General features: G+C 60.8%; 25 protein-coding genes. 11 read left to right on the forward strand and 14 right to left on the reverse strand.

The window, feature by feature from the left end; translation table 11 throughout:
• Positions 1–365: 365 nt before the first annotated feature.
• The 6 genes from rpmG to topA all read right to left on the reverse strand — a co-directional run bounded on the left by rpmG (position 366) and on the right by topA (position 8015).
• A complete protein-coding gene (gene rpmG / locus AGR2A_RS08245; RefSeq protein ID WP_003496403.1) occupies positions 366–533 on the reverse strand; it encodes a 50S ribosomal protein L33 in 168 nt (55 codons plus the stop codon).
• Positions 534–622: 89 nt separating this feature from the next.
• On the reverse strand, positions 623–1789 hold the full coding sequence (locus AGR2A_RS08250; protein ID WP_006698003.1) for an MFS transporter: 1167 nt from the start codon (positions 1787–1789) through the stop codon (positions 623–625).
• A 17-nt stretch (positions 1790–1806) separates the two neighbouring features.
• The gene (locus AGR2A_RS08255) at positions 1807–2475 is read right to left on the reverse strand and encodes an NUDIX hydrolase (RefSeq protein ID WP_006698004.1); all 669 of its coding nucleotides are present in this window, start codon (positions 2473–2475) and stop codon (positions 1807–1809) included.
• A gap of 18 nt (positions 2476–2493) precedes the next feature.
• On the reverse strand, positions 2494–2937 hold the full coding sequence (locus AGR2A_RS08260; RefSeq protein WP_080822655.1) for a DUF983 domain-containing protein: 444 nt from the start codon (positions 2935–2937) through the stop codon (positions 2494–2496).
• Between the two features lie 42 nt (positions 2938–2979).
• Positions 2980–5334, reverse strand: coding sequence for a ribonuclease R (gene rnr / locus AGR2A_RS08265; RefSeq protein WP_072494311.1), 2355 nt, complete (start codon positions 5332–5334; stop codon positions 2980–2982).
• Complete coding sequence (gene topA / locus AGR2A_RS08270; RefSeq protein WP_034495748.1) at positions 5331–8015, reverse strand: type I DNA topoisomerase; 2685 nt, start codon at positions 8013–8015, stop codon at positions 5331–5333. Before topA ends, rnr begins: the two co-directional genes overlap by 4 nt.
• Positions 8016–8274: 259 nt before the next feature.
• Here topA and AGR2A_RS08275 point away from each other — a divergent pair, with 259 nt between their 5' ends.
• A complete protein-coding gene (locus AGR2A_RS08275) occupies positions 8275–8508 on the forward strand; it encodes a hypothetical protein (protein ID WP_037089089.1) in 234 nt (77 codons plus the stop codon).
• Here the strand turns inward: AGR2A_RS08275 and dprA are convergent.
• Genes dprA through AGR2A_RS08295 form a run of 4 tightly spaced genes read right to left on the reverse strand, consistent with a single transcriptional unit; the run spans position 8461 to position 12518 of the window.
• Positions 8461–9603, reverse strand: coding sequence for a DNA-processing protein DprA (gene dprA / locus AGR2A_RS08280; protein WP_072494312.1), 1143 nt, complete (start codon positions 9601–9603; stop codon positions 8461–8463). The two genes, AGR2A_RS08275 and dprA, sit on opposite strands and share 48 nt — an antisense overlap.
• 21 nt (positions 9604–9624) lie before the next feature.
• A complete protein-coding gene (plsY, locus tag AGR2A_RS08285; RefSeq protein ID WP_004441376.1) occupies positions 9625–10242 on the reverse strand; it encodes a glycerol-3-phosphate 1-O-acyltransferase PlsY in 618 nt (205 codons plus the stop codon).
• Positions 10243–10287: 45 nt separating this feature from the next.
• Positions 10288–11580, reverse strand: coding sequence for a dihydroorotase (locus AGR2A_RS08290; protein ID WP_072494313.1), 1293 nt, complete (start codon positions 11578–11580; stop codon positions 10288–10290).
• Positions 11577–12518 (reverse strand): aspartate carbamoyltransferase catalytic subunit, encoded by a 942-nt coding sequence (locus AGR2A_RS08295; RefSeq protein WP_003502441.1) that lies wholly within the window; start codon positions 12516–12518, stop codon positions 11577–11579. Before AGR2A_RS08295 ends, AGR2A_RS08290 begins: the two co-directional genes overlap by 4 nt.
• Before the next feature lie 129 nt (positions 12519–12647).
• On the opposite strand from AGR2A_RS08295, the gene AGR2A_RS08300 reads away from it, so the two are divergent.
• The 5 genes from AGR2A_RS08300 to AGR2A_RS08315 all read left to right on the forward strand — a co-directional run bounded on the left by AGR2A_RS08300 (position 12648) and on the right by AGR2A_RS08315 (position 16568).
• The gene (locus tag AGR2A_RS08300; protein ID WP_004441382.1) at positions 12648–14300 is read left to right on the forward strand and encodes an acyl-CoA dehydrogenase family protein; all 1653 of its coding nucleotides are present in this window, start codon (positions 12648–12650) and stop codon (positions 14298–14300) included.
• Positions 14301–14437: 137 nt separating this feature from the next.
• Positions 14438–15049, forward strand: coding sequence for a GNAT family N-acetyltransferase (locus tag AGR2A_RS08305; protein WP_004441384.1), 612 nt, complete (start codon positions 14438–14440; stop codon positions 15047–15049).
• A 148-nt stretch (positions 15050–15197) separates the two neighbouring features.
• On the forward strand, positions 15198–15842 hold the full coding sequence (locus tag AGR2A_RS08310) for a TetR/AcrR family transcriptional regulator (protein ID WP_004441386.1): 645 nt from the start codon (positions 15198–15200) through the stop codon (positions 15840–15842).
• Positions 15843–16092: 250 nt separating this feature from the next.
• Positions 16093–16254 carry a hypothetical protein gene (locus AGR2A_RS29520; protein WP_004441388.1) on the forward strand — a complete coding sequence of 54 codons (162 nt, stop codon included), beginning with the start codon at positions 16093–16095 and terminating at the stop codon, positions 16252–16254.
• Positions 16251–16568 (forward strand): DUF6105 family protein, encoded by a 318-nt coding sequence (locus tag AGR2A_RS08315; protein WP_004441389.1) that lies wholly within the window; start codon positions 16251–16253, stop codon positions 16566–16568. The genes AGR2A_RS29520 and AGR2A_RS08315 overlap by 4 nt, the downstream gene beginning before the upstream one ends.
• On the opposite strand, the gene ruvX is transcribed toward AGR2A_RS08315, so the two are convergent.
• Entirely contained in the window at positions 16520–16999 is a 480-nt protein-coding gene (gene ruvX / locus AGR2A_RS08320; RefSeq protein WP_006698011.1) for a Holliday junction resolvase RuvX, read from the reverse strand. The two genes, AGR2A_RS08315 and ruvX, sit on opposite strands and share 49 nt — an antisense overlap.
• A gap of 14 nt (positions 17000–17013) precedes the next feature.
• The gene (locus AGR2A_RS08325; RefSeq protein ID WP_006698012.1) at positions 17014–17316 is read right to left on the reverse strand and encodes an alkylphosphonate utilization protein; all 303 of its coding nucleotides are present in this window, start codon (positions 17314–17316) and stop codon (positions 17014–17016) included.
• Positions 17317–17400: 84 nt separating this feature from the next.
• Here AGR2A_RS08325 and AGR2A_RS08330 point away from each other — a divergent pair, with 84 nt between their 5' ends.
• The 4 genes from AGR2A_RS08330 (at position 17401) to AGR2A_RS08345 (ending at position 20538) form a co-directional block, all read left to right on the forward strand.
• Complete coding sequence (locus tag AGR2A_RS08330; protein WP_004441396.1) at positions 17401–18105, forward strand: metal-dependent hydrolase; 705 nt, start codon at positions 17401–17403, stop codon at positions 18103–18105.
• 124 nt (positions 18106–18229) lie between these two features.
• On the forward strand, positions 18230–18517 hold the full coding sequence (gene gatC, locus AGR2A_RS08335) for an Asp-tRNA(Asn)/Glu-tRNA(Gln) amidotransferase subunit GatC (protein ID WP_004441400.1): 288 nt from the start codon (positions 18230–18232) through the stop codon (positions 18515–18517).
• A 54-nt stretch (positions 18518–18571) separates the two neighbouring features.
• Positions 18572–20053 (forward strand): Asp-tRNA(Asn)/Glu-tRNA(Gln) amidotransferase subunit GatA, encoded by a 1482-nt coding sequence (gene gatA, locus AGR2A_RS08340; protein ID WP_072494314.1) that lies wholly within the window; start codon positions 18572–18574, stop codon positions 20051–20053.
• Positions 20044–20538, forward strand: a complete 495-nt coding sequence (locus tag AGR2A_RS08345; protein WP_272936967.1) for a GNAT family N-acetyltransferase — start codon at positions 20044–20046, stop codon at positions 20536–20538. The genes gatA and AGR2A_RS08345 overlap by 10 nt, the downstream gene beginning before the upstream one ends.
• A 64-nt stretch (positions 20539–20602) precedes the next feature.
• On the opposite strand, the gene AGR2A_RS08350 is transcribed toward AGR2A_RS08345, so the two are convergent.
• The gene (locus AGR2A_RS08350) at positions 20603–20860 is read right to left on the reverse strand and encodes a YjhX family toxin (RefSeq protein WP_006698014.1); all 258 of its coding nucleotides are present in this window, start codon (positions 20858–20860) and stop codon (positions 20603–20605) included.
• Positions 20861–21132: 272 nt separating this feature from the next.
• On the opposite strand from AGR2A_RS08350, the gene AGR2A_RS08355 reads away from it, so the two are divergent.
• Positions 21133–21642 carry a GNAT family N-acetyltransferase gene (locus AGR2A_RS08355; RefSeq protein ID WP_072494316.1) on the forward strand — a complete coding sequence of 170 codons (510 nt, stop codon included), beginning with the start codon at positions 21133–21135 and terminating at the stop codon, positions 21640–21642.
• Here the strand turns inward: AGR2A_RS08355 and AGR2A_RS08360 are convergent.
• Positions 21639–21956: a DUF1294 domain-containing protein gene (locus AGR2A_RS08360; protein ID WP_072494911.1), complete on the reverse strand. Its 318-nt coding sequence runs from the start codon at positions 21954–21956 to the stop codon at positions 21639–21641. The two genes, AGR2A_RS08355 and AGR2A_RS08360, sit on opposite strands and share 4 nt — an antisense overlap.
• Positions 21957–22015 lie beyond the last annotated feature (59 nt).

Below are 22015 nucleotides of genomic sequence, written 5' to 3' on the forward strand. Positions count from 1 at the left end.
CGCCTTATTCCCTGCTTGATGCGTTGGAGCATCGCTCGCTTTGAAAAGATCGGCGGGATTCCCAACGCCGTGAAGTCGACACGCCGTCGCTTTCTCTTACAATCACGTTCCGCATCGTCGGGGTAGCCGTCGCGTTTTCCGTTGCCCCGCCGGGCAATCGGACGGCCTGTGGCCGCTGACGGGGGGCAGTGGTATCAAACCTGCAACATATGTTGTCGCCGGCGCGGCGGAGAGAATCAGGTGGGGCAGCCGGCCAGGCGTGAAGCCGTGTCGACAGGGCGTTCTGCTGAGCGAATGGCCTGTATCCGCATAAACAAAAAACGCGCCCGTGGGGGCGCGCTTTTGCCGGAACACCGATCAAGAAATTACTTGATCTTGGTTTCCTTGAATTCGACGTGCTTGCGTACAACCGGGTCGTACTTCGTCTTCGTCATCTTGTCCGTGAACGTACGGCTGTTCTTGGTGGTGACGTAGAAGGTACCGGTGTCGGCTGTCGACAGCAGCTTGATCTTGATTGTTGTAGCTTTCGCCATGGTCGTCCTGCCTTTAAACAAAAGAGAAGCCGCAGGCGCTTCTCACCTCGGCTAAATCTGGCGCGAAACTACGTATCGCGCCTGAAAAGTCAAGCCTGTTTTGCCCGGAAAACAAAACGGACGGCATAAAGGACCACGTAGAGCCCGAAAAATACCGCCAGCGACCAGGCGAAGCCGTCGGTTCCGGCGACGTCCATGGAAATGCCCACGGCCTGCGGCCCCGCGATCGTACCAATGGCGTAACAGAAGATGAAGGCGGCATTTGCGGCCACCAGGTCGGCACCCTTCAGACGCGACCCGAGATGGGTAAGGCCGACCGTATACATGCCGGAAACGAGGCCGCCCCAGAACAGCAGCAGTGCCGCCACCAGGATCCAGCTTTCCACCAGGAACGGCAGGGCCAGCGTGCCGCAGACGCCGGCAAGGGCCATCAGGCCCAGCATCGTCCGCCGGTCCTTCATCCTGTCCGAAAGCAGACCGATCGGTATCTGGAAGACCATGTTGCCAATGCCCATCACGGTAAGGAGAAGGGCCGCCTGCGATTCGTTGAAGCCTTCCCTGGTGGCATATATCGGAAACAGCGAAAGGCCGCCTGCCTGTACCGAGCCGAAGACGAAAGCGGCGGCTGATGCCATCGGCACCAGCCAGACATAACGGACGAAATGGTGGTTGGGCCGCTCGTCCAGTTCCGGGCTCTCACCACGCGCCATGAAGATGGGAATTGCCGCGAGCAATATGATTGCCGCCCCGACGAGGAAAGGCAGGATGCCTTCGCTGCCAACCGCCGAAAACAGAAGCGGACCAACGGCAAAACCGACCGCAAGTCCGGTGGCGTAGATGCCGAGAACCATACCGCGCTTCTTCGGCGGCGCCGTCATGTTGATCCAGTATTCGGAGAGGATGAAGAGCGTGGTGGTTGCGCCATGGAAGACGATTCGCAGCGGAAACCACATCCAGAAAGCATCGGCGAAATAAAAGCCGAGCGCGCTCAGCGCGGAGATGAAAACCGCAAACAACATGGTGCGGGCCACGCCAAAATCATGGGCGATCTTGGTGGTCACCGGGGCCGCCATCATGGCCGCGACGCCGGCCATGGCCGAGTTCACCCCGATCATGGTGGAGGAGATGCCGCGTTTCTCAAGGATGATCGACAGGAGCGGCAGGCCAAGGCCGATGGCGACGCCGACCGCACTGATGGCGGAAATGGCGGCGATCAGTGAGGGCCAGTGAATGGCATCCGCTTCTTCGCATTTCATTTGTGACATGACGGCCTTTATACAAAGTCTCGAATGAACCGGCCGTGGCGCGTGACATAAAGCCGCGCGGGGCTTTCATAGGGCAGTGAGGGATCACCTATCATGAAATTTGTGACATCTTCGAGAACCGTACGCGTGATTTTCGGCATGTTCAGACCGGAAAGGTCTGTCATGTCAAGCCATTGCACGTTCTGAAGCTCTTCGGAATCCCGGGTTAGCCGGATATCCAGCCGCAATTCGTCGGCATAACAGCAAAAGAATCGCGTGTCGTAACGCCTGACATTGCCGGGCGGTGTGATGGCGCGCGCCACATAGCGGAAACAGGAGAGGTCCGGACCTTCAGTGGCCGGCCCAAGCTCGACCCCGGTTTCCTCCACAAGTTCGCGCGCGGCGGCAAGCGCCAGCGCCCTTGCCCCGGCGACGCTCAGGCGCCGCGAAGCCGACGCCGTCAGGCTGTCAAGGACAGCGGGATGCAGATCGCCGGAAAAGGGCAGCGCATGGTCGCGCGGGTCGCGTTTGCCGCCTGGAAAGACATAAGTGCCGGGCATGAAGACGTGGGCGCTGCTGCGCTGGCCCATCAGCACCCGTGTCGTCGGGCCGGATCGGTCGAACAGAATGAGGGAGGCGGCATCGCGCGGCCGCAATGGCGCGCTTGCCGCTTCCGCCTTGGTGGAATGCCGGGGCATGTACAAGACCCGCGCGCGTCAGTGCGAGGAGCCGTCTATCTGTATCTGCGGTTTTTTCCCGTCGAAGCCATGCATGCGCAGCGCCCATTGCAGACCGATGACGCCGCCCTTGATGGGCTGCAGCGTCAGAAGCGCGGCCAGAATTGTGATCGGTACCCAGATGGCGAAATGAGCCCACATGGGAATGTTTAGAACCGTGTCCGTCATCATGAAGCCGCCGACCGCGATGTGGCCGATGATGACGATGGAGATATAGGGTGGCAGGTCGTCCGACCGATGATGGTGCATTTCCTCGCCGCAGGCCGCGCAGGCGTCCACCGGCTTCAGCCAGGCGCGGAAGAGGCGGCCGCTGCCACAGGCCGGGCAGCGATTGGCCATGCCGCGCATGATGGACCGGCCAAGCGGCCGCTCGGCGCTATCGTCTCCGAAGGTAACTGTCTCCGAGCCCTGATGTGCACTCATCCTTAAGTCCTTCCCGTCCGTTCAACCGCTGAGGCGGCTTTGTTATCGTCGCCTTCTCGGCGGCCGTGTTCCGGGCTTGGCGGCAGCCCGTACTGTCCGCCGTCCGGCCTTGTGGAACGAGCGCACGCCCACCGGCATCTTCCGCCCGGGACTCAGCATATCGAAGCTGAGCGCACCCGCCAGCCTCACCGCTTCCGCGAGCCTTACCTGCACCGTGTCGCCAAGCTGATAACCAAGACCGGTCTTTTCCCCCGTGAGAGCCTGATGGGCTTCGTCATACAGGAAATAATCCGTTCCGAGTGTAGATATAGGAACGAAACCATCAGCGCCAAACTGCGGAAGCGCGACAAATAGTCCCGCCTTGGTGACACCGCCGACCCGGCCCTCGAATTCCTCGCCGACCCGCTCGGAAAGATGATGGGCGATCAGGCGGTTGACGGTGTCGCGCTCGGCCGCCATAGCGCGGCGCTCGAAGGTCGAGATTTCAGCGGCGATATCGTCGAGTGTCGCTTCTTCCTGTGGCGTGATACCGCCTTCACCGAGCCCCAGAGAGCCCACCAGCGCGCGATGCACGATGAGGTCGGCATACCGGCGGATCGGCGAGGTGAAATGGGCATATGTCATGAGGTTCAGGCCGAAATGGCCGATATTTTCGGGGCTGTAAATAGCCTGGCTCTGGCTGCGCAGCACCATCTCGTTGACCATGATCTGGTGCGGCGTGTCGAGAGCGCGTGCCAGAATGCCGTTGAAGGAATTGGCGCGCATGGCGGCACCCTTGGCCATGGTAATGCCGATCGTGCCGAGAAATTCGCGCAGCACCTCCTGCTTGGAAAGCGTGGGCGCATCGTGGACACGGTAAACCAGCGGCTGTTTCTTTTTTTCCAGCGTCTCGGCGGCGGCGACATTTGCCTGGATCATCATTTCTTCGATCAGCTTGTGCGCATCTAGACGTTCGGGAATGACCACGGAGTCGACGGTGCCGTCAGGGCGAAGCTTGATCTTCCGCTCGGGCATGTCGAGTTCCAGCGGCTGGCGCCGGTCACGGCCTCGCTTCATAACCTCATAGGCGTGCCACAGGGGCTTGAGGATCGGCTCCAGCAGCGGTCCGGTCTTGTCGTCGGGCTTGCCGTCGATCGCCGCCTGTGCCTGCTGGTAGGAGAGCTTGGCGGCGCTCTTCATCATGATCCGATGGAAGGTGTGGCCAGCCTTGCGGCCTTCCTTCGAGAAGGTCATCCGCACCGCAAGGGCAGGGCGGTCGACCCCTTCCTTCAGCGAGCAGAGATCGTTGGAAATACGCTCCGGCAGCATCGGTACGACGCGATCCGGGAAATAAACGGAGTTGCCGCGTTTCAGCGCCTCGCGGTCCAGTGGCGAACCCGACCGAACATACCAGGAGACATCGGCAATGGCGACGGTGACGATGACACCATCGGGATTGTCGGGCGATGTGTCCGGTTCGGCATAGACCGCATCGTCATGATCCTTGGCATCGGCCGGATCGATCGTGATGAGCGGCAGGTCGCGCCAGTCCTCGCGGTGGGACATCGTCGCTGCCTTGGCCGCATCCGCTTCGGCAAGAACATTCTGCGGGAATATATGCGGGATGCCGTGGGCGTGGATTGCGATCATGGAGATCGCCTTTTCCGAGGCCACGGAGCCGATGACCGAGAGAACCTTGGCACGCGTCAGGCCGTAACGACCGCTGTTGCGCGAGGTTTCGACCTCGATCAGATCGCCATCCTTGGCATCGCCGACGCCATCAGGATCGATGACCATTTCCTCGCCGCGGCGATCGATTGGCATCAGCCGTCCGCCGCCGCCAGGCGTCTCCTTGAACACGCCGAGCAGTGCATTCTGGCGGCGGTCGATCAGCTTGACGACGCGGGCGGTGTAGGCGGGACCGGTGCTTTCCTTCGAGGGGAAGATTTTCGCGAGAATACGGTCGCCGAGACCGGCGGCCGGGGCCTTCTTGCCACGGTCCTGCGAGGACTGGCGGATCAGCACGGCCGGCGCTGCGCCCAAATCCTCAGGCCATTCCGCCGGGCGGCCGATCAGCTCGCCGTCCTTGTCGCGGGTCGTGATGTCGAGAACCGTCACAGGCGGCAGGCCGCCCGGTCGCGTCAGCGACTTGCGGCTCTTGTGCACCATGCCGTCGACTTCAAGTTCCTTCAGCAGCGCCTTGAGGACAACGCGGTTTTCACCCTTCAGCCCGAAAGCCTTGGCAATTTCGCGTTTGGAGGCCTGTTGCGGATGGTCTGCGATGAATTTCAGCAGCACTTCGCGCGAAGGCACCTCGCCGTGGATGATGCCTTCACCTTCGGTCACCCGCTTGCCGCGCCCGGTGCGTCCGAAACCGTCGCTGGCGGAACCCTGTCTCTGACGCGGCGCTTTGCTCACTCTGCTGCCTTCTTGGGTTTGGCCGCTGCCTTCGGCTTGGCGGCCGTCTTGCTCTTTGTCGCCGCCTTGGCCTTGGTCGCCTTCGGCTTTGCAGCGGCGTCACCATCGGCCTTCTTGGCGGTTGTTTTCTTGGCCTTGGCGGGCTTGCCGCCGGTGCCGGTCTTGGCAATGCGCTCGGCGATCAACACGAGCGCCTCGTCCAGCGTCACGGATGCCGGATCCTGCCCCTTGGGAATGGTGGCGTTGACCTTGCCCCAGTTTACATAGGCGCCGTAGCGCCCGTCACGAACGGTAATCGGGCCGCCATCAGGGTGGTCGCCCAACTCCTTGAGAGCAGCTGGCGTGCCGCTACGGCCGCGTCCCGGACCCTTGCTCTGCTTTTCAGCAATCACGGTCACGGCGCGGTTGAGGCCGATCGAGAACACGTCCTCGATACTCTCCAAGTTCGCATAGGAACCATCATGCAGCAGGAAAGGTCCGTAACGGCCGAGACCAGCCGAGATCATCTTGCCGGTTTCCGGGTGCTTGCCTATATCGCGCGGCAGGTTGATGAGCGCCAACGCCTTTTCGTGATCGATATCCTCAGGCTTCCAGCCCTTCGGCAGCGAGGAGCGCTTGGCTTCCTTGCCGTCACCGCGCTGGATATAGGGCCCGAAACGGCCGGAGCGAAGCGTCAGCTCCTCGCCGGTCATGGGATCAGCGCCCAGCGCCTTCGGCTCGTTGAGAGCAGCGGCTTCGGCTTCCGCGCCATCGGAGGTCAGCTGGCGGGTATAGTTGCACTCAGGGTAGTTCGAGCAACCCACAAAGGCACCGTATTTGCCGAGCTTCAGCGACAGATTGCCGGTGCCGCAAACCTGACAGATGCGCGGATCGGAACCATCCTCGCGCTTCGGGAACACCAGCGGCGCCAGAACCTCGTTCAGCGCATCCAGCACGTTGGTGACGCGCAGTTCCTTGGTATCTTCGATCTGCGCGAAGAAATCCTTCCAGAAATCGCGAAGAACCTGCTTCCAGTCCAGTTCGCCGGCGGAAATGCGGTCGAGCTTTTCTTCAAGGGCGGCGGTGAAATCATACTCGACGTATTTGGTGAAGAAGCTTTCGAGGAAAGCCGTCACCAGCCTACCACGCGAATGCGGCACCAGCTTGCGCTTGTCGATGACGATATATTCGCGGTCGCTCAGCGTCTTCAGCGTCGCCGCATAGGTGGAAGGACGGCCGATGCCGAGTTCTTCCATCTTCTTGATCAGGGACGCTTCCGAATAACGCGGCGGCGGCTCGGTGAAGTGCTGGCTGGCATTGATCTTCTGCTTGGCGAGGTTCTCGCGCTCATTGATCGGCGGCAGACGGCCTTCGTCGTCACCATCGTCGCTCTGCTCGCCATCTTCCTTCTGGTCGGTATAAGCGGCGATAAAGCCGTCGAAGCGGATGACGGAGCCAACGGCGCGCAGGCCAGCCTTCTCGCCGCCGTTGCTGGCGAGAATTTCAACCGTTGTGCGCTCGATTTCGGCTGACGCCATCTGGCTCGCAATACCGCGTTTCCAGATCAGCTCGTAAAGGCGCAGCTGGTCGGCATCGAGGTAACGCTTCACCTGATCCGGTGTGCGGTTGAAATCGGTCGGGCGGATCGCCTCGTGCGCTTCCTGCGCATTTTTGGCCTTGGTAGAGTAGAAACGCGCTTTTTCCGGCACGTAACGGCCACCGAACTGCTCGCCAATAGCCTTACGCGCAGCATCGATCGCTTCCGGGGCCATCTGCACGCCGTCGGTACGCATATAGGTGATCAGACCGACGGTCTCGCCGCCGATATCGATGCCTTCGTAAAGCTTCTGCGCCACCTGCATGGTCCGCGAGGCGCCGAAGCCCATGCGTGAGGAGGCCGCCTGCTGCAGCGTCGAGGTCGTAAAGGGAGGGCTGGGATTGCGTTTGACGGGTTTCGCCTCAACGCTATCTACCACATAGGTCGCGCCTTCGAGCAGCGCTTTCAGCCGGTTCGCATCGTCGCCGGTCTTGATGGCGCGGTTCTGCAATCGCTTGCCATCGGCCGAAACCAGCCTAGCCTCGAACTCGTCACCGCGCGGTGTCTTCAAAAGTGCACTGATGTTCCAGTATTCTTCGGAAACGAAACGCTCGATTTCGGATTCGCGATCGCAGACGAGGCGCAGCGCCACCGACTGCACCCGGCCGGCCGAACGTGCACCCGGCAGCTTGCGCCACAGAACCGGAGAGAGGTTGAAGCCGACGAGATAGTCGAGCGCTCGGCGGGCGAGATAGGCGTCCACCAGCGGCACATCGATGTCGCGCGGGTTCGCCATCGCGTCCAGAACCGCTTTCTTGGTGATGGCGTTGAAGACGACGCGCTTCACCGGCTTGTCGCCGAGAACCCGCTTCTTCTTCAGGAGATCGAGAACGTGCCAGGAAATGGCTTCCCCTTCGCGATCCGGGTCGGTTGCCAGAAAGAGGCCGTCGGAGGATTTTACCGCATCGGCAATATCCTTCATGCGCTTGGCGGAGGCGCTGTCAACTTCCCAGGACATTTCGAAATCCTGGTCAGGCAACACCGATCCGTCCTTGGCAGGAAGGTCCCTGACGTGGCCAAAGGATGCAAGAACCTTATAGCCCGAGCCAAGATACTTGTTGATCGTCTTGGCTTTGGCAGGAGATTCTACGACGACGACATTCATATTGTTCTTCTCTGGAACTGGTCCGCTAACATGGCACCGGTTGCAGCCTATTGCCGCAATTGGCCTTCTTTATAATTCGACATGGACAGGTAATGCCCGCTGGTCAAGAGGCAAGCCCGATTTTCTCGCTTCCAGGCGACTACAACCTATGGATAATCTATCGTTGTATTGCAGTCTTTGGTAAATTGGTTATGATGGGCAACATCATTTGAACAGACTTAATGCTTCCCGTTTCAGGGTGAATTTTCAGGATAAATATATGGTCCCGAACGCAACAAACAATAATGCCGATAATGAAGGGACCAGAGAGAGCTTGGCATACATCCGCCAGATGCTGGCGGAACTGCGGCAGGTGGCCCACCGGGAAGGTGCCGATATGCTGTGCTATCTCATCGAGATGGCCTATGTCGAAGTCGGTGATATCCAGAGCGGAAGGCGCAAACTCTCAATCCGCGATGAAGAGCGACACGCGCCCCCCGGCATGCCGGTTTAGACGCCCGGCAATATCGAGCTCCAGCAGCACCAGATGAACGGTGGCGGCGGAGAAACCCGTGTGTCTGATGATGTCGTCGATCTCCACAGGCGAGGGACCGAGAGCAGCGGCGATGATGCTGCGCTCGTCGTCTCCCGGTGGTGACATTTCCGCGTCCTGCTGCGGTTCCTCGATCTCCCGGTCATTGGGCAATTGCGGCTCCATCAATGGTCGCAGTGCATCAAGAATATCGGCCGCTCCCGTAGTCAGCATGGCACCTTCCTTGATCAGCCGGTTCGTGCCTTCGCAGCGCAAGTCGAGCGGCGAGCCGGGCACGGCGAACACCAGTCGTCCCGCTTCACCGGCAAGCCGCGCTGTGATCAGCGAGCCCGAACGCTCCGCCGCCTCGACGATGACGACGCCGAGTGACACGCCCGCGATCAACCGGTTGCGCCGCGGGAAATCCCGGGCGCGCGGCTCCCAGCCGAAAGGCATTTCGCTGATCGTCGCGCCGCCCTGATCGTATATCTCCTGCAAAAGTCCGAAATTTTCCTGCGGGTAGGGCCGGTCGAGACCGCCTGCCAGCATTGCTACAGTGCCCGTTGAAAGGCTCGCCCTGTGGGCCGCCGCATCGATGCCGCGCGCCAGCCCCGAGGCGATCGTATAACCGGCCCGACCACAGTCGCGCGCAAGCATGGCGGCGAATTTTGCGCCGTTGATCGAAGCGTTGCGCGAACCGACGATGCCGACGCAGGCTCTCGTCGCCGTATCCGCCGATCCTTTCATGGCGATCAACGGCGGCGCGCCATCCACATGCCGCAGGGCCGGTGGATAATCCGGTTCGCCGATGCCGACGAAACGCGCGCCGAAATTCTCGGCCGCCTCAAGCTCCCGTTCCGCCTCTGCCTGTGTTGCGATGCGCGGACTGCGCGACGAACCGCCACGGCGCGACAGTTCGGGCAACGCATCCAGCGCTTTTTCAGCGCTGCCGAAATGATTGATAAGTTCGCGAAAGGTGACGGGACCGATATTATCGCTGCGGATCAGCCTTAACCAGGCAGTCCGCTGCCGCGCGGAAAGCTCTATGCCCTGCCGTGTCGTTTCCTCATGCGGCATGGCATATCCCCCGGGACGGCCTCAGCCCTTTTGACCGATCCTGCTTTCGGTGCCCGCCAGCAGCCGGGCAATGTTCTCGCGATGTTTCCACCAGGAAATCACGCTGAGCAGCGTCACGAGCAGCGCTGTTTTTTCTGGTCCGAGGACCCAGAGGGCAACGGGGATGACCAGCATTGCCACGAGCGCAGAGAGCGACGAATAGCGGGTGATGAAGGCGGTCGCGAGCCAGATCAGCGCGAAGGCCAGCATCATCAGCGGAGCGGCGCCCAGCAGCACCCCGATATAGGTTGCCACGCCCTTGCCGCCCTTGAAGCCCAGCCAGACTGGAAAGAGATGGCCGAGAAAGGCGAAGAAACCGGCTACGAGGGAGGCCTCATAACCCCAGAGCGCATTGGCGACCAGAACTGCCGCCGTGCCCTTGAGTGCGTCCAGCAACAGGGTCGCGGCGGCGAGCTTCTTGTTGCCGGTGCGCAGCACGTTGGTCGCGCCGATATTGCCGGAACCGATCTTGCGCACGTCGCCCAGCCCGGCCATGCGGGTCAGGAGGAGGCCGAAGGGAATGGAGCCCAACAGATAGCCGATCAGCGCCGAAAGCGCGAGAAGGGCAGGCGCGGTCTGCCAGTCAGTCAAAGCACTCATTCAATGTCCCCTCTGTCCCGCCTGCCGCGTGATCTGTTGATGATCTTATGCCAAGGAATGAACGGCTTTGCCAGCCACATAAGTGGCGATGGCGCGACCGCTGAACCGGGCATCCTCAAACGGCGTGTTCTTGGATTTCGAGACCAGCTGTTCCTTGGCCACGAGCCACGGTTCGTCGAGGTCGATCAGGGTGATATCGGCCTTGGCACCCTCTTTTAGCGTTCCTGCATCGAGACCGAAAATCTTGGCCGGGCGGGTGGAGAGCGCATCGATAAGCCGCATCAGCGGAACTTCACCACTGTGGTGGAGGCGCAGCGCCGCCGCCAGCATGGTTTCGAGCCCGACCGCACCGCTCGCAGCATCCGAAAACGGCAGGCGCTTGGTATCGACATCCTGCGGGTCGTGCGAAGAGACGATGATATCGATGGTGCCGTCCTTCAGCGCTTCCACCATTGCCTTGCGGTCGTCTTCGGCGCGCAGCGGCGGGGAGAGCTTGAAGAAAGTGCGATATTCGCCGATATCGTTTTCATTGAGCGTCAGGTGATTGATCGAGATGCCGCAGGTGGCCTTCACGCCCCGCTGCCGCGCAGCCCGGATCGCCTCTGCCGATTCCGGCACGGAAATCTTGGCGGCGTGGTAGATCGCCTGCGTCAGGCCGGCAATGCGCAGGTCACGCTCCAGCGGAATGATCTCGGCTTCCTTGGGAACGCCTGACAGGCCGAGCCAGCTCGCGAAAAGCCCCTCGTTCATGTCGCCGCCGCCGATATATTTGTCGCGGGTTTCGAGCGCGATGACAGCGCCGAGTTCACGGGCATAGGTCATGGCGCGGCGCAGCACCAACGTATCGGACAGCGCCTTGCGGCCGTTGGTGAAGGCCACCGCACCGGCTTCCTTCAGCATGCCGAATTCGGTCATTTCCTCGCCCCGCAGACCCTTGGTCAGGGCGGCTGCCGGATGCACATTGACGATTGCCTTGTCACGCGCCGTCTTCTTCACATATTCGACAAGGGCGATGTCATCAATCACGGGATCCGTATCAGGCATCATGATGATGCTGGTGACGCCGCCGGCCGCTGCCGCACGCGATGCGGATTCGATGGTTTCGCGGTGTTCGGCACCGGGTTCACCAACGAAGATGCGGGCATCCACCAGACCGGGAACGGCCACGACACCCTTGCAGTCGCGCACCGTCGCACCATCGGGCGCCCCCTGATTGTGAGCGTCTTTTCCTGAAGCAAGAATGGTACCATCGGCGCCAATGACGATGCTGCCGTTCTCGTCGAGATTACGGGAGGGATCGACGATGCGGAGGTTCTTGAGAACGGTAACGGCACTCATACGCGCTCACCCTGGTTTTGCGAGACAAGCAGGGTTTCCATGACGGCCATGCGCACGGCGACCCCCATTTCAACCTGGCTTTCGATGACGCTCTGCGGGCCATCGGCCACTTCGGAGGCGATTTCCACGCCGCGGTTCATCGGGCCGGGATGCATGACAAGCGCATCTTCCTTGGCCGCCTTCAGCTTTTCGGCATCCAGACCGTAATAATGGAAATATTCACGCACCGAGGGCACGAAGGAGCCGGACATGCGCTCACGCTGGAGGCGCAGCATCATCACCACATCGGCATTCTTCAACCCTTCCTTCATATCGTGAAAGACTTCCACGCTCATGTCGCGAATGCCCGAAGGAAGAAGCGTGGCCGGGGCGACGACACGAACCCGCGCGCCCATCTGGTTGAGAAGGATGATATTGGAGCGGGCAACGCGCGAGTGCAGTACGTCGCCGCAGATCGCTACGGTGATACCTGAAAGCTCGCCCTTGGCGCGGCGGATGGTCAGCGCATCGAGCAGCGCCTGCGTCGGGTGCTCGTGCTGGCCGTCGCCGGCATTGACCACGGAGCAGGCGACCTTTTGGGCGAGAAGCGCCGCGGCACCGGCCGAGGAGTGGCGCACGACAAGCACATCCGGGCGCATGGCATTCAGCGTCATCGCCGTGTCGATCAGCGTTTCGCCCTTCTTCACCGAGGAGTTGCCGACCGACATGTTCATCACATCTGCACCAAGCCTCTTTCCGGCAAGTTCGAAGGAGGATTGCGTCCGCGTCGAAGCTTCGAAGAAGAGATTGATCTGTGTCAGGCCCCGAAGCGTCGAGGTCTTTTTCTCGCGCTGGCGGCTGATTTTCACCGCCTCATCAGCCTTGTCGAGAAGCAGGGTAATATCCTGATGGGAAAGCCCCTTGATGCCGAGGAGATGGCGATGGGGAAAAAAGACCATGGAAATTGTCCTCCGGGTCGCAATAGTCAACGGGTCTATAAAGACAGGTGGCGTTGCGGGCAAGCATGCGATAAGCCGGGTTTTGGCATATACACGCAATAAAGCACGAATCCCGATAGAAGGATGCGAATGACAGGCATGAACCGGACAGAAGAACAGCTCGCCGAACTGAACCAGCCCAGCCTCTGGTCCGGTATCAACGCCTATCGTTCCGATCCGCTGATCGTCGATCTGACCTCCGGCCTGTCACGCAATCTGAGGGACGAGTTCGATCAGATCGGCCGCTATGTCACCTCGCATGAGGCGCAAGAACTGGCGCGTATGGCGAACCAGGGCGTGCCACAGCTGCACACACACGGCCCCCGGGGCGAGCGTCTGGACCAGGTGGAATTCCACCCGGCATGGCACGCGCTGATGCGCCGTTCCATGTCCTCGGGCCTGCATTCCAGCGTGTGGGAAAACTCGCCCGACACGCGCGGTAACGAGCACAAGGCCCGCGCGACGAAGTTCTACCTGACCTCGCAGCTGGAAGCCGGTCATCTCTGCCCGCTGACCATGACCAGCGCTTCCGTTGCCGCCATCATGGCGTCTCCGCGTGTGCAGAAGGAATGGGCGCCGAAAATCCTCTCGCGCAAATATGATTCCGCACAGAAGCCGGCCTTGCAGAAAACTGCCGTCACCATCGGCATGGGCATGACGGAAAAGCAGGGCGGCACGGATGTGCGCGCCAACCGCACCACGGCAGAGCGGGTGGGCGAGGGCATCTACCGTCTCTCAGGCCACAAGTGGTTCCTGTCTGCGCCGATGAGCGACGGTTTTGTCATGCTGGCCCAGATGGGCGACGGCATGGGCTGTTTCCTTGTGCCGCGTTACCTCGAGGACGGTTCGAAAAACGGCCTGCACTTCCAGCGCCTGAAGGACAAGCTGGGCAATCGATCCAATGCATCCGCTGAAGTCGAATTCACCGATGCCTTCGGTTATCTGCTCGGCGATCCCGGCAGCGGCATTCGCACGATTCTCGACATGGTGACGCTGACGCGGCTCGATTGCGCGCTGGCGTCGGCCGGCATGATGCGCGCCTCGCTCGCCGAAGCCGTGCACTACGCCCGCGGTCGCTCCGTTTTCGGCAAGATGCTGGTCACCCAGCCGATCATGACGCGCGTGCTCGCCGACATGGCGCTCGATGTAGCAGCCGCGACCGCGCTTTCCTTTCGGCTGGCGAGTGCTTTTGATGCCGCCCGCAACAACCCGGCCGAAGCCGCCTATGCGCGGGTTATGACGCCGATCGTCAAATACTGGTGCTGCAAGATTGCGCCTGCACTCATCTACGAAGCCATGGAATGCCTTGGCGGCAACGGTTACGTGGAAGAGCGGCCGATCGCCCGCCACTATCGCGAAGCGCCCGTCAATGCCATCTGGGAAGGCTCCGGCAACGTCATGGCGCTGGATGTCCTGCGGGTTCTCCAGCGTGGCAAGGACCTGTTCGATCTCGTCTTCCAGACGCTGGAGCGTGATCTCGGACCTGCCGGGAAGAAGACAACGGACGTGCTGCGCGCCGCAATCGCACTTGCCGAACGTGATGAGGGGGCAGCTCGCCTTTTGGTGGAGCAGTTCGCGCTTGCGGCCGCTGCCGCCGAGCTTTGCCGCCTCGGCGCCGGCAAGATTGCCGATGCCTTCCTCGAAACCCGGCTTGCCGGTGGCTGGCGGCATACTTACGGCATGCTCGATTCCCGCTTCGATCCGACTTATATAATCGATCTTCTTTATCCGCCTGCAGCTTGAGCGATGGATGCGGATGAAGGTTTTACAGTTCCGGCGGGAGGGGTCTCGGATTTGAAGAACAGCAATGGCCTAGGACGTATTCTTGTCTGTCACGATAGCTTCGCACATCGAGGCGCGGCAATGGAGGATGGCGGCCGATGCTGACTTTTCGCTCCGCTCGTTCCGAGGATGAAGACGCGCTCTATGCCATAAGCCTCGCCACCGGCGATGCCGGCCAGGATGCCACGCCACTTTACAACGATGGCCGCATGGTGGGGCATATCTATTCCGTGCCCTATCTGCATCTGTGGCCGGATGCTGTATTCGTTGCCGAGGATGAGGAAGGCGTCTGCGGTTACATCGTCGGCGCGCTCGATACGGCCCTGCATGAAGAGCGACTGGAGCGGGAATGGTGGCCGCATCTGCGCGCCATCTATGCCGATCCTGGGGGCGACCAGCAGACATGGGACGCCGACCAGCGCCGCGCCCATTTCATTCACCACCCACGCCGCACCCCGGCCTGGCTCACCGACCCGTTCCCCGCCCACATACACATGAACCTTTTGCCACGCACGCAGGGTAAGGGCGGCGGCACCCGGCTCCTGTCGCGCTGGCTGGATATGGCCCGACAGAACAACGTCTACGGCATCCACCTCGGCGCCAGCGAACGCAACCTGGCCGGAATGCGTTTCTGGGAAACCCGAGGTTTCAAGCGTCTGGACAGCCACGAAACCCCCGGCAGCGTGTGGTTTGGCATGGGGTTGGAGTGAGCGGCTCACGCTGGGAATGCGGGGCGATATTGTTGGCCCTGCCACGTCATCCACAGGAACCTTCCGTCCAATCTTCCCATCACATTGTCCTTGCCTTCATGCTTTGTTAACCCGTGTAGTCAGGCTTTCAGAAAACGGGTAGGGAATCATGCTGGCGACCGCAGAGGCGATTTCAGCCGACAGACCGGAAAAGCGCATCAAGGATCGCGCTCAGACCGAGAAGGCGATTTTTAATGCGGCGCGGTCGCTGCTTGCCGAAGAGGGATTTCAGGGCTTCGGGATCAATGCCGTTGCTCGCCGTGCCGGCTGCGACAAGCAGCTGATCTACCGTTATTTCGGTGGCCTCGATGGTCTGATTGAGGCGATCGGTGAGGATCTCGGGTCTTGGGTGAAGGATCGCATTCCGGAAGATACCGGCGGCATGTTCCTTTTGACCTATGGTGATCTGATGGAAAAGCTGGCGCTCTACTTCATGGATGCGCTGCGCAGCGATCCTCTTGTCTGCAAGATCATCGCCTGGGAAGTTTCCGACGGCTCGCCGCAGGTGCGCCAGCTGGCGGAAGCCCGTGCCAAGTCGCTTGGCAAATGGCTGGAGCGCATGCGCGGTTCGCTGGCGGCGCCGAAGGGTGTTGATACCGCCGCCGTCAATGCCGTGCTGTTCGCCGCCATCCAGCACCTCGTGATTTCCGCCGCCACCAGCGGCCAGTTTGCCGGTGTTGCGCTCAAATCGGATCGGGACTGGGACAAGATCGCCACTGCCGTCAAAAGGCTGGTGCGGGGCGTTTACGGCTGAACCGGTCTCAGGCACGGGCCCAGGCAGCCGCGCTGGACGCTGGGCATTAAAGAAAAATCAGCCATGTTCTTACCGGGCCGGCAACCGCTCGGCGCGTCCGTCCGTTCAGCCGGTCACGTTGTTTTCCACATGCCGGCCGCCCGTCGTTAACCATAATCACAGCTTTCATTTGCCTCTCCATCGCGGCCGGTCCAGTGTGAATTAACGAAATGTTAACCATGCGCAATGACTGCGCATAAGGGAGCCGCAAGTGAGCCGCTGGACAGCTTTGGGCGTCATGATGACGTTTTTTGCTATGCTGCCGTTGGATATCGACGTGCCGGCGCTGAACCTCTGCCTGATGGCCGTGGCGCGCTGGGCGGTGCTTGCTGGCATCCCCGATACACTGTTTGTGCGGGGGCAGGCGGCATGAAGTGGTTTCTGATCCTGTGGGCCGGTCCTGTCGCGCTGCTGGGCAGCTGGTACTGGCTTTCCTATTACGACATGAGCTTCGGCTTCTACATGCTCACACGTCAGACCCACGATCTCGTCTTCGAGATATACGGGAATATTCTCGGACTTCCGCCGGAAAGCCTGCCGCCGCTGGTGGCGCGTGCCATTGCGGTCGACAGCCTGATCGTTTTTGCGATTCTCGGCTTCCGCAAACGCAGGCAGATTTACGCCTGGTGGCAGGGCCGTCAGTCGGCCGCGCGGGTGAGTGCGGAAAGCCTGTCCAGCGCACCCTGAAGAATGAAACTCGCCGCCGCCGAATCGATGCGTTCGGCCCGCTTGGCGCGAGACACATCCATTTCGAGAAGCGCGCGCTCTGCCGCAACGGTCGAAAGCCGCTCATCCCAGTAAACGAAGGGCAGTGCGGTTTTTTCGCCCATGGTGCGCACGAAGGCGCGGGTTGCCTGCACGCGGGGCCCGGCGGAGCCGTCCATGTTCATCGGCAGGCCGATAATGAAGGCGGCGACCTTTTCCTTTTCAGCGAAGGCCAGCAGCACTTCCGCATCCAGCGTGAATTTCACGCGCTTGATAACGGGGCGCGGTGTCGCAAAACGCCGCGACAGATCCGACATGGCGAGCCCGATGGTTTTCGTACCAAGGTCGAGGCCGGCAATTGCCTGCGCGGGCTGAAGCGTTGCCGCCAGTTCCTCGATGGTGAGTGTTGCCATGTCGCGTGCTGTCCTTATCGCTTGCGGACGAATTCGGTGCGCAGCACCAGACCCTTCACCGCATCATGCCTGCAATCGATTTCTTCCGGATTATCGGTCAGTCGGATCGATTTGATGACCGTGCCCTGCTTGATGACGGTGCTGGTGCCCTTGACCTTCAGATCCTTGATCAAGGTCACGGAATCGCCATCGGCGAGCACATTGCCTGCTGCATCGTGCACTTCCTTCGCGCGTGCCGCTTCTGCGGCCAGTTCGGAAGCAGGGCGCCATTCGCCGGTCGCTTCGTCGTACACATAATCGTCATTGTCAGCGGCCATTGTCGCCCCTCTTAAATACAGGTAGTGCGGTTGTTCCGGCCGTCCTATGTCATATTATACCGGCAATACAAAGGAGAACTTCCCATGAAAATCACCTGGCTCGGCCATTCCGCCTTCCGTCTGGAAAACGGCAGCGCGAAGATTCTCATCGATCCGTTTTTCACCGGCAACCCCGGTTTTGCAGGGCAGGATGGCAAGTCTGCAGCCGAAGGCGTCACCCATATTCTGCTGACCCACGGCCATGGCGACCATGTCGGAGATACCGTGCAGCTTGCCCGCGAGACGGGTGCGACCGTGCTGGCGAATGCCGATCTAGCCGCGTGGCTTTCCGCCAAGGGTGTTGCGAAGGTCGATATGGGCAATACCGGCGGCACCGTTCATTTTGACGGTTTCTCGGTTACCTTCACCAATGCGCTGCATTCCTCCGCCCAGATCACCGAGGACGGCGTTTCCCATTCGCTCGGCAATGCCAACGGCCTGATGCTGCATTTCGAGGACGGTCCGGCCGTCTACCATATGGGCGATACGGATATCTTCTCCGACATGAAGCTCATCAATGAACTGCATCAGCCTGATATCGGTCTCGTGCCGATCGGTGACCGCTTTACCATGGGCGGAGCTGTGGCGGCGCTTGCCTGCCAGCGCTTCTTCAAGTTCCAGCACGTGCTTCCCTGCCATTACGGCTCCTTCCCGATAATCGACCAGACGCCGGAGAAATTCGTGGCCGGAATGGAAGGCGCCGAAGCGCGCGTCCATACACCCAGGGCGGGCGACGTCCTGTCCTTCTAAGCGTCAACGCCGCATGTCGTGAGCGCAAAACCGCCGCCGAGTTAGCCGCGACATGCTTTCTACCGTTGCGAAGGACGGACATGGTCATTATAGCGAATGGGAAATATCCCATCGGAGTAAAACCATGTCCGTCGATCTCGCCACCGTAAAGCGTGTTGCGCGCCTTGCCCGTATCGCTGTCACTGAAGACGAAGCACAGAACATGCTCGGCCAGCTGAATGGCATACTCGGTTTCGTGGAGCAGCTTTCGGAAGTGAATGTGGATGGCGTCGAGCCGATGACGTCGGTAACGCCGGTGGCGATGAAGAAGCGCGCCGACGAGGTGACCGATGGCGACAAGGCGGACGACATCGTCGCCAACGCGCCCGCGACCGATCGCAATTTCTTCATGGTGCCGAAAGTGGTCGAGTAATCGATCCATCTTGCCGCCCGATTTTTCCGAGATTTTCGAAAGCCGTTGCCGACCATGACCGACCTGACGAGCCTGACCATTGCCGAAGCCCGCGAGAAGCTGAAGGCGAAAGAATTTTCCGCCCTTGAGCTCACCGACGCCTATCTCTCCGCCATCGACACCGCCAACGGTGCGCTGAACGCCTATGTGGCGACGACGCCCGAAAAGGCGCGCGAGATGGCGAAAGCCTCCGACGGCCGTATTGCTGCCGGTTCCGCGGGTGAGCTGGAAGGCATTCCGCTCGGCGTTAAAGACCTTTTCGCAACGCGTGACATTCACACCCAGGCCTGCTCGCACATCCTCGATGGCTTCAAGCCGAAATACGAATCCACCGTCACCCAGAACCTCTGGGATCAGGGCGCCGTCATGCTCGGCAAGCTCAACATGGACGAATTCGCCATGGGCTCGTCCAATGAAAGCTCCTGGTACGGCCCGGCCATCAACCCGTGGCGCGCCAATGGTTCCGAGCAGAAGCTGGTGCCTGGCGGCTCCTCGGGCGGTTCGGCCGCAGCCGTTGCCGCGCATCTTTGCGCCGGCGCCACCGCAACCGATACCGGCGGTTCCATCCGCCAGCCGGCGGCTTTCACCGGCACCGTCGGCATCAAGCCCACTTACGGCCGCTGCTCGCGCTTCGGCATCGTCGCTTACGCCTCGTCGCTCGATCAGGCTGGCCCGATTGCCCGCGACGTGCGCGACGCGGCCATCCTGCTGAAGACCATGGCAAGCGTCGACGCCAAGGACACGACCTCGGTTGACCTTCCTGTGCCGGATTACGAAAAGGCCATCGGTCAGTCGCTCAAGGGCCTGAAGATCGGTATCCCCCGGGAATACCGCGTTGACGGTATGCCTGACGAAATCGAAAAGCTCTGGGCCAAGGGCGTCGAATGGCTGCGCGACGCCGGTGCAGAGGTGGTCGACATCTCGCTGCCGCACACCAAATATGCGCTTCCCGCCTATTACATCGTCGCACCGGCAGAGGCCTCGTCCAACCTTGCCCGTTATGACGGCGTCCGCTACGGCCTGCGCGTCGACGGCAAGGACATTGCCGACATGTACGAAAGGAGCCGCGCCGCCGGTTTCGGCAAGGAAGTGCAGCGTCGCATCATGGTCGGCACCTATGTGCTGTCGGCCGGTTATTACGACGCCTATTATCTCAAGGCGCAGAAGGTCCGCACGCTCATCAAGCGGGACTTCGAGAACGTCTTCCACGAAGGCGTCGACGCCATTCTTGCCCCGATCACGCCGTCTTCCGCCTTCGCGGTCGGTGATGAGGAACTCGCTTCCGATCCCGTCAAGATGTACCTGCAGGACGTCTTCACCATCACCGTCAACATGGCCGGTCTTCCCGGCCTTTCGGTGCCTGCCGGTCTTGATGGCAAGGGCCTGCCGCTTGGCCTGCAGCTCATCGGCAAGCCGTTCGAAGAAGAAACGCTGTTCAAGACGGCCCACGCCATCGAGCAGGCAGCGGGCAAGTTCACGCCTGCCAAGTGGTGGTAAGCAGTCTCAAGCTCAGACAGATGAACGAAGCTGATCGCGATGCGGTCGGCTTTGTCGGTTTTGCCGCATGGCGTGCCGGTGAAGCCTTCGACGCCGCCTATCTCGATTCCCATGTCATCGAGCGGGTGAGGGACGAATTCGAAAGCTTCGCCAAGTCTCCGACCGGTGATGTCGTCGTGGCCGAAATCGACGGTGTTGTCGTCGGTTGGGGCGCTTGCGATGCCAAGCCTCATCATATTTCCGATCTGTGGGTGGACCCTACCTGGCAGGGCAAGGGGATTGGCAAAGCGCTGATCCTCCACTTTCTCGACAGGATGCGGGCTGCGGGCCTGCCGCTTGCCACCATCGACACCCATGCGAGAAATCGCGCCGCCATAGGCCTTTACCAGCGTTGCGGCTTTCAGATCGTCTGGCGCGGCATGGAATGGTCCGACATCATGAAAGTCGAACTTGAGAAGGTGAAGCTGGAGCAAAAGCTCTCTTAACTTGTTACACCGTCGCTGCCGCGTCGCGAAATGCCGGGCGACGGCATTGCGCCGCCCGGTCAGTTTATCGGTTGTCCAGCTCACCCCTCACAAGTTCCAGCCCGCGCGTGGTAATGCGGTAGGGCTTGCCACCGGAGGAGGCGATGGCTCGCTTCCGTTTCAGCTTGCGGAAGGTGAGAAGGTCGAGGCCGCTGAAAATCCATCCTTCGCGCGTGAAGAGCGAAAGTTTTTCAATTTTGCGGGCGTCGTCTCGAACGAGTTCAATTCTGCCGCCCTGGGCGAGCAGGTGAAGAATGCGCTGTTCGGCGCGGGAAATGTCCATTGTTTGAAGTCCGGTCGGCGTCTTCTAGACGCGTGAAAGCAAACCCGGGTGCCGTTAGGGCATCCGGCTCGGTTTCATTTGGCCCGGCGCGCAAGAAAATTGCGGGCAGGGCCTTTACCGGGACTCCGATTGAGCGAACATAAAAACTCCGTTCTTGCTCCTTTTGGGTAATGGGCCAAACCGGCGCGGTCAAGTCCGCAGGGAGCGGGAAAACCACGCTGGTCGAATCGCACCCGCAATGGTTTACTTCAAACGGCCAAGGAGGGCGCGGCTTGATCGTCATTCGCAACGCGTATGAGCAGGAAGCGGAGGTTCTGGCGGCCATCGGCCTCAGGGCGTGGCGGCAGGCAACCGCGGCTCTCGGCATCACACCGACGCTTTACGACAATGCGGCGAGCGCCTTTTCTAATTTCACCCGCTCATCGTGGCTTGCCATCCGCGTCGCGGAACTGGGCGGCTCGGTTGCGGGTTGGGCCGCGCGGGAGCATTTTAACGAGGCGATTTCCGACTTCTGGATCGATCCGGAGTTTCAGCGGAGGAGCGTCGGCAGCCGCCTGTTGGGCGACATCGAACGACTGATAGAGGAAAAGGGCTTCGAGACCATACGGCTTGAAACCCATGCCCAGAATGAACCGGCCGTCGCCTTTTTCCGCTACCATGGCTATAGCATTCGCTGGCTCTCGGTTTCCTATGCGCCGAAGCTGGACCGCGAGGTGCAATCGGTGGGCTTGCAGAAGCAACTGGCTGAGGTCGAGAGTGGTCTTTACGGGCCGGCGTTCTAAAACAGGGTTTGTAGAGTGGCCATCAGCCGCATCGGCCAGTCCGGCGTGATAAGGAGCGATGCGACGAGGCCCGCCTGCAAGATGACGATCGATATCAGCTTGCTGCGAAACGGTTCCTTGCGGGTTTTGTGCCGCAGCAACCTTTGCGCCGAGATCGCGCCCGCACTGCCACCCACGAGCGCGAGCAAAAGCAGCGTGCTTTCCCGGATACGCCATCCGCCATTCCTCGCCGCTTCCTTGTCCCACCAATAGACAAGAAAGACGAAGAGATTGAAGGCGATATAGGCCAGAAAGCAGAGAGCGATCGTTTGCATGGCGTGAATTGAAACCTGTAAGGGTAAAAAACGCGTATCCGATGTCTTCGAAAATTCCG

It is taken from the genome of Agrobacterium genomosp. 2 str. CFBP 5494 (assembly GCF_900013495.1).
GTDB lineage: Bacteria > Pseudomonadota > Alphaproteobacteria > Rhizobiales > Rhizobiaceae > Agrobacterium > Agrobacterium pusense.